Annotated in this window: 13 protein-coding genes; 6 read left to right on the forward strand and 7 right to left on the reverse strand. The window is 37.7% G+C overall.

Going from position 1 to position 12,849, the window contains the following annotated elements; genetic code table 11:
- Positions 1-420 precede the first annotated feature (420 nt).
- Positions 421-1,647 carry an MFS transporter gene (locus CHI06_RS02195; RefSeq protein ID WP_095246847.1) on the forward strand — a complete coding sequence of 409 codons (1,227 nt, stop codon included), beginning with the start codon at positions 421-423 and terminating at the stop codon, positions 1,645-1,647.
- A gap of 65 nt (positions 1,648-1,712) precedes the next feature.
- Here CHI06_RS02195 and CHI06_RS02200 read toward each other — a convergent pair whose 3' ends face one another.
- From CHI06_RS02200 to CHI06_RS02210, 3 genes are all read right to left on the reverse strand, one after another.
- Entirely contained in the window at positions 1,713-3,188 is a 1,476-nt protein-coding gene (locus CHI06_RS02200; protein ID WP_095246786.1) for an alanine/glycine:cation symporter family protein, read from the reverse strand.
- 224 nt (positions 3,189-3,412) lie between these two features.
- Positions 3,413-4,744 carry an NAD(P)/FAD-dependent oxidoreductase gene (locus CHI06_RS02205; RefSeq protein WP_095246787.1) on the reverse strand — a complete coding sequence of 444 codons (1,332 nt, stop codon included), beginning with the start codon at positions 4,742-4,744 and terminating at the stop codon, positions 3,413-3,415.
- Between the two features lie 71 nt (positions 4,745-4,815).
- The gene (locus CHI06_RS02210) at positions 4,816-5,211 is read right to left on the reverse strand and encodes a hypothetical protein (RefSeq protein WP_095246788.1); all 396 of its coding nucleotides are present in this window, start codon (positions 5,209-5,211) and stop codon (positions 4,816-4,818) included.
- Positions 5,212-5,435: 224 nt separating this feature from the next.
- On the opposite strand from CHI06_RS02210, the gene CHI06_RS02215 reads away from it, so the two are divergent.
- The gene (locus CHI06_RS02215) at positions 5,436-6,470 is read left to right on the forward strand and encodes a fatty acid desaturase (RefSeq protein ID WP_095246789.1); all 1,035 of its coding nucleotides are present in this window, start codon (positions 5,436-5,438) and stop codon (positions 6,468-6,470) included.
- Between the two features lie 81 nt (positions 6,471-6,551).
- The gene (locus CHI06_RS02220; protein ID WP_095246790.1) at positions 6,552-7,061 is read left to right on the forward strand and encodes a response regulator; all 510 of its coding nucleotides are present in this window, start codon (positions 6,552-6,554) and stop codon (positions 7,059-7,061) included.
- Between the two features lie 147 nt (positions 7,062-7,208).
- Here the strand turns inward: CHI06_RS02220 and CHI06_RS02225 are convergent, their stop codons facing one another.
- A complete protein-coding gene (locus tag CHI06_RS02225; protein WP_095246791.1) occupies positions 7,209-7,577 on the reverse strand; it encodes an SET domain-containing protein in 369 nt (122 codons plus the stop codon).
- Between the two features lie 112 nt (positions 7,578-7,689).
- Between CHI06_RS02225 and CHI06_RS02230 the strand changes: the two genes are divergently transcribed.
- Positions 7,690-8,544 (forward strand): dimethylarginine dimethylaminohydrolase family protein, encoded by an 855-nt coding sequence (locus tag CHI06_RS02230; RefSeq protein WP_095246792.1) that lies wholly within the window; start codon positions 7,690-7,692, stop codon positions 8,542-8,544.
- A 51-nt stretch (positions 8,545-8,595) separates the two neighbouring features.
- On the opposite strand, the gene CHI06_RS02235 is transcribed toward CHI06_RS02230, so the two are convergent.
- The 3 genes from CHI06_RS02235 to CHI06_RS02245 form a co-directional block, all read right to left on the reverse strand.
- Entirely contained in the window at positions 8,596-8,790 is a 195-nt protein-coding gene (locus CHI06_RS02235; RefSeq protein ID WP_095246793.1) for an alpha/beta-type small acid-soluble spore protein, read from the reverse strand.
- A 74-nt stretch (positions 8,791-8,864) separates the two neighbouring features.
- Positions 8,865-9,992: a CAP-associated domain-containing protein gene (locus tag CHI06_RS02240; RefSeq protein ID WP_095246794.1), complete on the reverse strand. Its 1,128-nt coding sequence runs from the start codon at positions 9,990-9,992 to the stop codon at positions 8,865-8,867.
- A gap of 247 nt (positions 9,993-10,239) precedes the next feature.
- Complete coding sequence (locus CHI06_RS02245) at positions 10,240-11,913, reverse strand: ribonuclease J (protein ID WP_095246795.1); 1,674 nt, start codon at positions 11,911-11,913, stop codon at positions 10,240-10,242.
- 286 nt (positions 11,914-12,199) lie between these two features.
- Here CHI06_RS02245 and CHI06_RS02250 point away from each other — a divergent pair, with 286 nt between their 5' ends.
- Together CHI06_RS02250 and CHI06_RS02255 are read left to right on the forward strand one after the other, a co-directional pair.
- Positions 12,200-12,682, forward strand: coding sequence for an RrF2 family transcriptional regulator (locus tag CHI06_RS02250; RefSeq protein ID WP_095246796.1), 483 nt, complete (start codon positions 12,200-12,202; stop codon positions 12,680-12,682).
- Positions 12,666-12,839: a YezD family protein gene (locus CHI06_RS02255; protein ID WP_095246797.1), complete on the forward strand. Its 174-nt coding sequence runs from the start codon at positions 12,666-12,668 to the stop codon at positions 12,837-12,839. Before CHI06_RS02250 ends, CHI06_RS02255 begins: the two co-directional genes overlap by 17 nt.
- Positions 12,840-12,849 lie beyond the last annotated feature (10 nt).

The raw sequence follows: 12,849 nt of genomic DNA on the forward strand, positions 1-12,849 counted from the left end.
GTGATTATTCAAAGAAGCTTTCCTTAGTGGAGCACAAATCAACAGACCAATTTAACACAGCCTACTGAAAAAGTAACCTCTTTGATATAAGTAAACGGATATGTTAAACTAAAATTAACTTATAAGAAATGGAGGTTTTCCCTTTGACTGCGTCTATGAGACTACGATTTCCTGCTTTGAACTGTTAATTGAATAGGTTCAAGGACTTTGCTTTTTGCAGAGTAACGGGAGTGGTCTGTCTATTTTTAGGAAACCTTTATTTTACGGTGATGAAAAACAAGAGGGGACGATTCTGCCCTCTTTTTTGCTGTCTTTTTTTAGATGTATTTTCAGTTTCTATTAAAAATGTCCTTGACCACATACTAGACAAATAAAAATAATTTATAGGACGTGTAATCTATGGAAACACCAAAACAAGAAATGAATAATTGGAAGAGGAATACGATTCTCTTTTTAGGTTGTCAAACTATATCGCTATTTGGATCAGCATTGGTTCAGTATGCAATTATGTGGTATATCACCTTGAACACTCAGTCGGGTGTGATGATGACGATTTCCATCATCTGCGGCTTTGTCCCAACCTTTTTTCTTTCTCCATTTGCAGGAGTATGGGCAGATCGCTACAACCGAAAAATACTGATTATCCTATCAGATTCTTTGATAGCCATTTCAACTTTAATTTTGGCCATCTTGTTTTTAATGGGGTACGAGGCACTTTGGTTATTATTTCTTATGTCAGCCATCCGGGCGATAGGAACTGGAATTCAAGGTCCAGCGGTTGGGGCTATTCTTCCTCAGCTTGTACCAGAGGATAAACTGACAAAGGTGAACGGAACAAACGGAAGTATACAGGCGTTAATCATGCTTGTTGCGCCTATGGTCAGTGCGGCATTGCTGACAATGGCTTCAATGGAAGCCATCTTCTTTATAGATGTAGTCACTGCAGCAATCGCTGTTTTTATCTTACTCACTTTTTTGCATATTCCAATCCATGCAAAAGCTGCAGAAAAGCAAACGACCAGTTATTTCAGCGACTTGAAGCAAGGTTTTATCTATATTCAAAACCACGCTTTTGTTAAAAAGTTTTTTGCATTTTTTGCGTTTTTCTTTGTATTAGCGGCTCCGGTAGCATTCCTAACTCCGCTACAGGTTACTCGAAGCTTTGGTGATGATGTATGGCGGTTAACAGCGATTGAAATTACTTTCTCAATTGGAATGATGCTAGGTGGTGTGCTTATGGCATCGTGGGGTGGATTTAAAAACAAGATTCATACGATGACATTAGCTGCACTAGTGATGGGTGCCTGTACGTTTGCGCTAGGCATTATCCCTAACTTTTGGGTTTATATCGTGTTCATGGGATTCGTAGGTATGGCAATGCCAATCTTTAACACACCATCCACTGTTCTGTTACAAGAAAAAGTGGAGGGAGATTATTTAGGAAGAGTCTTTGGTGTACTAGGAATGATTTCAACCTCCATGATGCCGCTAGGAATGCTCATATTTGGACCAATCTCTGACATTATCGACATAGAATGGCTGCTGATAGGGACTGGAATACTAATGTTTATCCAAGGATTCTTCTTAGTTGGCAGTAAGGTTTTATTAGAAGCTGGTAAACCAGTAGTAAAAGAAAGCACAAATTAGAAGGAAATACAAAAACCGTTTTCTTTTTAAAAGAAAACGGTTTTTGCGTTAGATTCTATAAATTATTAGTTTGCAGCACGTTTTCTTTCATCTTTTTTATCTGTTTGATAACCGTCAGCCCAGAATTCTGCATTCTTAATACCTAATTTTGTAGAGTTAAATTCAGGGTCCAGGCCTTGCTTCAGCTGCGCTTCATAATCCTTTAGAGCAATATTCGCTGGTTTGAATAATAAAAGAATAGCAATTAAATTCAACCATACCATGATTCCGAGTCCGATATCACCCATTGCCCAAGCTGTCCCTGCCGTCTTTATTGATCCATAGAAAGTAGAACCTAAGAGTACAAGTTTTAATATGGTCATAGCTAATTTTCTTTGTTTGCCTTTAACTAGATAAGCAAGATTGGTTTCTGCAATATAGTAATAAGCAAAAATCGTCGTGAAGGCAAAGCAGAATAGAGCCAACGCAATAAATCCTGATCCGAACCCTGGAATAATTGTATCAATGGCTGCTTGTGTGTAAGCAGGACCACTTTCAACGCCTTTCAGATTTTCCACTAAGACTTCACCCGTTTTTTCATTTACGGTATTGTACGAATTTGTAAATAAAATCATAAAAGCAGTCGCTGTAACGATTAAGAACACATCAAGATAAATGGAGAATGCTTGTACTAATCCTTGTTTTGCCGGGTGTGATACTTCTGCGGCGGCTGCAGGGTGAGCACCTGTTCCTTGTCCTGCTTCATTCGCATATAGACCACGTTTTACACCCCACATAATGGTTGAACCTAGAATACCACCGAACATTCCCTCAGTGCCAAATGCACTTTTAAAAATCAGAGTAAATACTTCTGGAATTCTATCGAAATTCACCGCAATAATTGCTATGGCGACAAGTAAATATCCGGCCGCCATAAAAGGCACGAGAAATTCCGCAACTCTCGCGATCCGCTTAACGCCGCCAAAAATAATAAGTCCCATAAGTAAGACTACTACCAAACCAGTAATGGAACTTTCAATTCCAAAAGCATTGCTAACACCCTCAGCAATTGCATTCGCCTGAATACCTGGCATGAGAACAGCCATTGCGAGGAGTGTCGCAACTGCAAAAATAACGGCAAACCATTTCCATCCAAGTCCCTTTTCAATATAGAAGGCAGGACCGCCTCGATACTCTCCATCTTGCTTTTCTTTATAGATTTGGGCAAGGGTAGACTCAACAAATGCAGATGCTGCACCGATAAAGGTGATTATCCACATCCAAAATACAGCTCCAGGCCCTCCGAAGGCAATCCCCGTTGCCGTTCCGGCGATATTCCCGACACCAATACGACCTGATAAAGACATTGCCAATGCTTGAAAGGAAGAGACACCCTCATTGGAGCTTTTGCCAGAAAATAGTAGACGAACCATTTCCTTTACATGACGAATCTGCAGAAATCTTGTCCGTACACTAAAGTACAATCCAACTGCACAAATAAAGATGATGAGCGGTGCACTCCATAAATAACCGTTAATACTGGTAACGAGTTGTTCAAACATAGAATACCTCCTTTGTTATGTATGAGTGGTTTACAACTTCCAGATGTTGTATAACAAGATGACATTAAAAGTATAAAATAATATAGGTTGATATTTCAATAGAATATTCTATAAATTCCCTATATTGTGACTTTAGTAATATAATAAATATATAAAAAGTATGTAAAACAAAAAAGGACAAACTTCATTTTACGAAGCTTGTCCTTTACTGTGGTACCTAATAGTTATGGTTTCTTTGAAAATGCATGAATCAGAACACTTTTGATGATACTCGGTGTCATCAAGGATGAAATCGGTCGAACAAGGTTCATCACTTTGACAAAAGCGTCATAGACTTCTTTATTTTGCGATGATAAAAGGAAGATTTTTCTTGCGTACCATTGCTGAAATAAAAGACCAACTGGCCTTTTCCCGTTGGTAGAAGGATACCGGAAGTCTTCGGTAATAACCATATTCCAAATCGGAGAAATGATTTTAGCAGCCTTTTTGTGAAATGCCGCTGGAATGAGAGGTAGTTCATCTTTATGTTTCTGTAACAGCTTTTGGAGTGCAAGAGCCTCTAAAATTGCAATACTCATTCCTTGACCGAATACGGGGTCAATTCTGCAGATTGTATCACCTATTAGGAGTAAACCAGTCGGTAAATTCTCTATTGTATCATATCGTCTCCAAACTATTTTTGGGATACGATAAATAGATGTTTTGGTTAGTGGCAAACCATTTGCTATTTCCTGATAAATATCTAATTGTGGCAGTTTTTTTGCTAGTTCAATAAAGCCTTTATCACTTTTCAGAACTTCTTTTTCATTAAAAGAATGATGGTATCCCATCAATGTGACTATATAACGATTTCCTTCTACCTTTGAGATGGTTCCACCCATTTTTTGATGGGGCGGGTTAGGATACACCATCTTAATCTTCCAGTCTCTTTCTTGATGATCAGCTAGTTTATATTGTTTACTAATATAACCCAGGTTGATTTCTATTTGTTCATCATGAACCAGAGTCCCTCGTTTGTTTAACCAATTTGACGTTAGACTGCTAACTCCACTGGCATCCACCACAAGGTCAGCCAAGATTGATTCATCTTTTAGTTGAACACCGATAATTTGATTTTCTTCTTCATTATATAAAAAACTCTGAACTACTTGATTGTAATTAAATACAACATTAGGAATTCTTTTTATATATTGGTCAATGTGCCATTCTAAATGCGGTCGCGTCTGTAGTGTGGTACTGTACCCTCCGTCATAACGAACCTTCCAAGCACCATGGTGAAACCAAGCGAGATCAATGGTTGAGTTAATTTTAACAGCCCCGCTATGGTAAAAGTGCTCTGTTATTCCTGGAAATAATTCCTCGAGGCCAGCCTCACCTGCATGAAGCAGGGCATGTAAATGCTCATCTTGAGGGGCACCTTTTCTTGGAGAGGGACCTGCTTGTTCTTGATCCCTCTCAAGTATAATTACTTCTTTATAATGAACTGATAATACACGTGCTGCTAATTTTCCAGAAATACCCCCGCCAATAATAATTGCAGTATTTTTTGAAGACACGAAAGTTACCACCTGACATAAAAATTAATCAAAAGGCCAATAGAAAAAGCAACCCCAAGAGGTTACTTAGATTAGGCACCAATTTTTTCTGAAATGTATAAAGAGTTGGTTTCATCCCAGTGAAAAATACCTTCTTGCAGTTGTATGGTTGTATCAAAAGGACGAGGTATCGGTAAATCTCCCAGCTGCTCCATCAATTGCTCTCTTAATTGAAGGAGTTCATTTCTCGAAGCAATCCGAATCACTTGTTTTAAGGAGAGCTCGTTTAAGTTGATACTTTTACTGTTACAGATGCTATCCTGGAAAGGCTTGTTAAACTGGATCATCATTTGTAAATCATTGAGGCAGGCAACCCCAAAAACATCTTTTATGATGTCATCATATTTAAGCTGGTAGCCAGTTGCAAACTTAATAATACTCTTTTCGGGATTTTCTAAAATATAAATTGTATCAATTTGATTTTTCATTTATTAGCACCCTTTTGTTCTAAACAGTAGTCTAATTCCTCACACCACTGCGTTAGTTGATTAAAACATTATTATTTTATTATAGCACAGATTTGAATTTTTGGGGCAATAGACAACCTGTATGTGACATTTGTCATACTCTGCACATGACACCTGGTACTTACTGTAATGATTTTATTTCCCTATACTTGGTTTAACGACACAAACCGAAGGGAATTAAAAAAATGTCTGTACAAGAAAATACAAAAAGTTTACGAAAACAAGTTGCTCCTTTTGAAAAATCAACAACAAAAGAAAGTGTATGGCAAATCATTAACACGGTTGGACCGTTTATCTTATTTTGGTTCCTTGCATATCAAAGCTTAGCCGTTTCCTATTGGTTAGCATTAGTACCAATTGTGCTTGCAGCAGGATTCTTAGTACGAATTTTTATCATATTCCATGATTGTACCCATCATTCATTTTTTAAAAACAGAACTGCAAATCGAGCAGTTGGTACGGCGATGGGAGTTTTAACATTATTCCCATTTGATCAGTGGGGACATGAACATTCCGTCCATCACGCAACGAGTGGTAACTTAGATAAGCGTGGCACAGGGGATATATGGACACTAACAGTTGATGAATACTTGGCAGCTCCGCTTAAATTACGTATAGCGTATCGTTTTTATCGCAACCCACTTGTCATGTTTGGGATAGGACCAATCTATGTATTCATGCTTAAGAATCGTTTCAACAGAAAAGGTGCTCGTAAGAAAGAACGAATGAACACTTATTTAACAAATGTGATTCTTGTTGCTTTGATTGCATTACTTTGCTGGGCAATTGGCTGGCAGTCATTTCTACTCGTACAAGGTACAATTTTCATGATTTCTGGTTCAGCAGGTATTTGGTTATTTTATGTGCAGCATACTTTTGAGGATTCTTACTTTGAAGAAGACAAAGACTGGGAATATGTTAAGGCAGCAGTAGAAGGAAGTTCTTTTTACAAGCTTCCAAAACTTCTGCAATTTTTAACTGGTAATATTGGTTTCCACCATGTTCACCACTTAAGCCCAAGGGTTCCTAATTATAAACTAGAAGAGGCTCATAATGAAACGACTCCATTACAAAACGTACCAACGATTTCACTTGCAACAAGCTTAAAGTCGCTTCGTTTCCGTTTATGGGATGAAAAAGCGAAGAACTTCGTTGCTTTTAAAGACGTTAAAGCTTTAGCTAAAAAACGTATTTCTGTTCAAGCAAAACCAGAATTGTAATGTCACACAACTTGGCAGACTCTCCTTTTGGGGAGTCTCTGCATGATTTGTAGCAGCAGCCTGATAAGGAGAGATAGGAAAATGATTCGAATTGTTATCGCAGAGGATCAGGAACTGCTGTTAGAGGCCATGGGCAATCTGCTGAATCTTGAAGATGATATCGAAGTTGTTGGTACTGCAGTCAATGGGGAAGAGGCTATAGTGCTTGTGAACCAATTACAGCCGGACGTGTGTATTATGGATATAGAAATGCCTGAAAAAAGTGGACTAGAGGCCGCAGAGTTTTTACAGCTCGATGGCTGTAAAGTGATTATTCTAACAACCTTTGCGAGACCAGGATATTTTGAACGTGCATTGAAAGCGGATGTGAGAGGATATTTACTTAAAGACAATCCGAGTGAGGAGTTAGCCTCTGCTATTCGGAGCATTATGGATGGTAAGCGAATTTATTCTAAAGAACTCATGGATGAGGATATCAGTGAAGCAAATGCTGATCCGCTCTTCCAGAAATCTTCTCAAAGTATCAATAAAGGATCTGTCAAAAACTATCTAACATCTATTATGGATAAAATAAAGTTGCCGACAGGCTGAAAAAGCATCCACAATGGATGCTTTTTATGTTTTTTCAAAAGATGGTAAGTGATCCCAATCCGGATAAATCAGAAAGAGTGATGAAGGCAATGCTGCAAATGAAGAAAATGGATATCAAAGCATTAGAGCAAGCCTACTAGGGGTAAATTAAAATACATCAAACCAAACTGGCTCATCATCCTCAGGGTCTCCATTGTAATTAATTAGAATTTCATCACCGGTTTTTATTTTAGTATAAGCAAAAATGTCGATGGTCTGATTTTTTAAATTTAGTTTATATAAAGCATTTGGGGTAAAAGAATGGTTAAACAGCGAACCATAACCTAACGCTAAGGCACATTCTTCATAATCCTCGCCCCACCAGAACACGTATTCAATCATGATGGTTTTTTTCAAATACTTATACTCATCCTTAGGGGAAACAATCACTGGTGCTGCATGGATTAGTTCTCCCTTTTTAATATCACGGGTTGCAAATATCCCTCTGCCATACTTTGATTTCTTCACTTCAAACATAGAGTTGTCACCACCATTTTTGAATAATTCAATTTAGTATCAATCTATGACAGAATGGGTAAATTTGTTTTAGATATTCTATTTTGGAATGATTTATTTAGGAGGTAACGAAATGAATGAAACACCAGAGAGCAATCATAAAACATACTGTGCCAATGAGTATGATGTATTAAAGCGTGTGATTCTTTGCGCGCCACAATATATGACCATTCGTGAAGTTATCAATGAGACACAAAAGGAATTTGAGGATGAAGGCATACATATAAAAACTGCACTAAAACAACATCGGGAATTCGTAAGGATCCTAGAAGAACAAGGGATTGAGGTTATTTTATTACCTTATCATAAGAAATACCCGGAGCAGGTGTTTACCAGAGATATTGGCTTTACGCTAGGGCAAACCATATTTGTTGCTAAGATGGCACATGATGTTCGGATGGGTGAAGAAGATGTATTAAAACGCTGGTTAGAGGATGAGGAAATGTCTTATTACAGTTTGGCTGAGGATAGGATTGAAGGTGGAGATGTAGTCATTGATGGTAAGACCATTTACGTTGGCTTAAGTAACCGGACCCATCAGGAAGCAGTAGACCATTTGCAAGGTCTACTTAATCAATTTGATGTGAAGGCCATTCCGTTTAAAGAAAAATATCTCCATCTGGATTGTGTTTTTAATGTCATATCACCGGATGTGGCTCTGATTTATCCGCCAGCACTTACAAAGGAAGATATTGATCTTTTTTCATCCCGATATGCATTAATTGAGGTATCAGAGGAAGAACAATTTACATTAGGAACCAATGTATTAAATATTGGAAACAAGAAAATTTTAAGCTTACCCGTTAATAAACAGGTTAATGAAAAACTGCGAGATCGAGGATTCGAAGTGATTGAAGTGGATATTACAGAAATCATTAAATCCGGTGGGTCCTTCCGTTGCTGCACACTTCCTATCCTGAGAGGATAAGAAAAAGGCTGTCCGAGTATCTCGGACAGCCTCTTTATAGAAATCAATAGGTTATTGACCTTGTTGATTTCGTAATGATTGTTCAGCGTAGGCAACAAGACGTTTCGTCATTTCGCCTCCAACTGAACCGTTTGCTCGTGCGGTCGTATCAGCACCAAGTTGAACTCCAAACTCGTTGGCGATTTCTTCCTTCATTTGATTCAGGACGTTCTCTGAACCAGGAACCACTAGTTTGTTTCTAGCCATGATACATCACTCCCGACGAAGTTTTTTGAGCAATCTGGAATTGCTCGTGTTTATTTTACCCAACTTCATTTGTATTATTTAGCATAATAATTTTGCGTATAATAAGGCTGTGATTTTTCATTAAAAGCGACCCCAACGCCTAAGTACTCGTAATCTTGGCGAAGAATATTTTCACGATGTCCAAGCGAATTCATTAAACCTTCATGGGCAAAAATACTGCTTAATTGACCATAAGCCAAATTTTCTCCAGCCGTATGGAAAGCTACTGCATCCTCTTTCATGCGATCAAAAGGTGATTGTCCCTCAAGATTTTTATGGTCGAAATAATCATTCTCTGCCATATCTGCACTATGTTCTCGTGCTGTTTCCCTGACATGGTCATCCCATGTTAAGATAGGGAGCTGATGATTGATACGTGCAGCATTGGTTAAATCAAACATTTGATATTCAAAGCCTTCTTTTAAGGTCGGAGATGCTTCCGTATAAAAATCTTTTTTGTTTTCTTCAAGAGGCTTGCTAATGATTTGTATGGCCGTTACAGTATCGTTCTCATGCTTATCATAAAATATGGTTACATAGGCATCATCCAGCAAAAATAAATCATTGTCACTATCCTCTTGGAGCTGGTAAATGACCATTCCCTTTTGAATCTTCGTAATCGGTTCACCGAGAATGCTGCGAACACTTTCTTTTGACGAATTGCCGATTTTGATTCCATTTGTAGATGCTAATAAATCTTGGTTCGTATAGAGACCGGCCGCTTTGTTATTATCATCGTACATCACCATGAAAAAATCATGATAGTTCTCATGGTAAGCATGCCAATTTGCTCCGTATTCATTCACTGAGATCCGTTTTGCTATGCCCAAATTATGCTCAATCTCCGCTTTCTCATTTCCTAGCTCGATATTATGAACAGAAAAAGTTTGTTCAGAAGGGGGTGTTAACTCAACTTTTTCCAGCGGCTCTTCTTTGGATTTTTCTTGGGTTTGCTGCATTTCATCGAGTTGAAAGCCAAGCTGTTTTAACATTTGCTGGATATCATCATATAAAACGCTAATGGTTTCAGGTACTTCAAGATTATCCTTGATTGACGATACAAAATTAGCTTGAATTTCGGAATTATCCAACTGTTTGGCAATAAATGGCCAAGAAATATATATCAAAAATAAAATAGCGATTAATCTAAGAAAACGAAACATAATATTCCTCCAATACTATTAGGAGTATAGCCAATTTCGCTTAACTGTAAAATAAATTAGCTTTGAAATCAAGATTAATTTTCGTTATTCTGATTATATCTGCGTTAAACAGAAAATATCTGCGTTAATTAAATTATATCTGCGATAAACAGAATATATCTGCGTTAAATCAAATATATCTGCGATGCTCAAAAATTTAAATGTCAGGCACAAAACTTAGTGCCTGACATTTTATAAAAAACGCTAATTATATTTCAAGGATAATCGGTAGAATCATCGGTTTTCTCTTCGTATGTTTAAATAAATACTGACCGACAGACTTTTTAATATTTTGCTTCATGACGTTCCACTGGCGAATATTGTCTGCTTCTAATTCAAGAATCACTTTCTTAACAAGGCGGTTAATTTCTCTTATCAAATCCTCTGATTCCTTTACATACACAAATCCACGTGTAATCGTATCAGGACCCTGAATAATTTTTCGATCGGATTTGCTGATGGTTAAGACAACAACGAGCATCCCATCTTCAGAGAGTTGTCTTCGGTCACGTAAGACAATTTCCCCAACATCGCCAACGCTAATTCCATCTACATATGTGTCTCCTGCTGGAATACTTCGAGTTTGACGAGCAACAGAATTTTCAATATCCACCACATCACCATTTTTAATGATAAACGTATTCCCTTTTTCTACACCAACCGATTCGGCTAACTGCCGGTGATGATGGAGCATTCTATATTCACCATGAATCGGGATAAAATAGGTTGGCTTCATTAACGTAAGCATGAGTTTTAAATCTTCCTGGTAGCCATGACCTGAAACATGCATACCGGTTGAGCTTCCTGAGCCATAAATAACCTTAGCTCCAAGTTGGAATAAGTTGTCGATGATTCGAGAAACACCCTTCTCGTTACCAGGTATAGGCGAAGCAGCTAAAATAACGGTATCCCCAGGGTAAATCGTTGCATCCCGATAATTTCCTGTTGATAGTCGTGCAAGGGCAGCATTAGGTTCGCCTTGACTTCCTGTACACAGAATCACGACCTTGTCAGGAGGAAACTGTTCAATTTCATTTGCACTTATCAGCATTCCATCCGGAACATTTAAATACCCGCGTTCAAGTGCAACATCAACCACGTTCACCATACTTCGTCCAAGAAGTGCAAGCTTACGATTTGTTTTTATTGCTGCTTCCACGACTTGTTGAACACGGTTAACGTTTGATGCAAAAGTGGAGAGGATAATTTTTCCCTCTGCCTTCATAAAAGCCTCCACTAAATGTTCTGCGACCATTTTCTCGGAAGGAGATAAACCTTTCCTCTCGGCATTGGTACTTTCGGAGATTAAAGCAATAACACCTTGTTGGCCAATCTGAGCCATTTTATGAATATCACTATACTGGTCATTTGACGGTGTTAAATCGAATTTAAAATCACCTGTATGAACGACATTTCCTTCTGGTGTATGAAAAACAATCCCAAGACAATCAGGAATACTATGACTTACTTTGAAAAAGGAACAACGGATTTCCCCAAATTCAAGTGTGGACTCAGAATGGATCGTTACAAGCTCACTATCCCGAAGTAGCCGATGCTCTTCTAACTTTAATTCAATTAATCCTAACGTAAATCGAGTAGCATATATTGGAACATTTAATTTTTTCAAAAAGAAAGGAATACCGCCAATATGATCTTCATGACCATGAGTCACAATCATTGCTCGGATTTTATGCTGATTATCCTCTAAATAAGTCATATCAGGGATAATCAAGTCAATGCCCATTAAACTTTCGTCTGGAAATTTACCCCCGCAATCAATCACCAAAATATCGTCTCCATATTCGATTACATACATGTTCTTACCAATTTCATTGATTCCGCCTAAGGCGAAAATAGACAATTGTTTTGTTTCTGTTTTCATATAAATTACCTCCCGAATACTTGTAGATTGTTTTATTATCCCCCTATAGAAGGTGAGTATGTTAAAGAAGTAAATTTATTAAAAAAGATATTTCGTAATTTTTAAAAAATATATTGATTTTTGGAAAAATAACAATTAAGATATGATTTATAGTAATCCTATTGAGTTAATCGGAATTAAAACAAAACAGTTTATCCCATTTCCATTATTGATTCCAAAACCACTATGGAACATTTTTATCAGTGAATGTTGACCAAATTACTCAACATTAAAGAGGAGGTTTGAAATGAAGGTATCAAGCAGGGGTGAATACGCACTAAGAGCACTAATCTTGCTAGGAAACCATAAAGGAAAAGTACTCAGCATTCAGGAAATTTCTGAAAAAACCCTTGTTAGTATTAACTACCTGGAACAAATCCTTCTTCAATTAAAAAAACTTGGGTATGTTGTCAGTAAACGTGGTGCAAAGGGTGGCTACTTACTATATGGAGAACCAACAGATATTAATATTGGTGAAGTAATCCGTGATTTAGAGGGACCTTTGTCTCCAATGAGCTGTGCCTCTATTACTAAATACGAACCATGTCCTTTAGAGAGGGGATGTCAACTAAAGCCGTTATGGTCTTTAGTTCGAGATACAATTGCTTTTGTCTTAGAACGAACAACACTGGAAGATTTACTGACAAACCAAATTTCAAAGCTGGAAGGAGAGGATTTTGTTGTCGTTAAAAGGACGTCTAGATCAACAAGTGATGGAAAAAATAGCTAGTTTGCTAGAGGGTTTGGAATTTGGAACGGTTCAAATTACGGTTCATGATTCACAAATCACGCAAATTGATCGCTTAGAGAAGCATCGGCTTCCCGTACAGAATAAAACGAGTGTAACTTCATTCCCAAACAAAACAAAAAGCAGGCCGGAAAAATGAATAATTGCCG

Source organism: Bacillus sp. 7884-1 (genome assembly GCF_002272245.1).
Classification (GTDB): domain Bacteria; phylum Bacillota; class Bacilli; order Bacillales; family Cytobacillaceae; genus Neobacillus.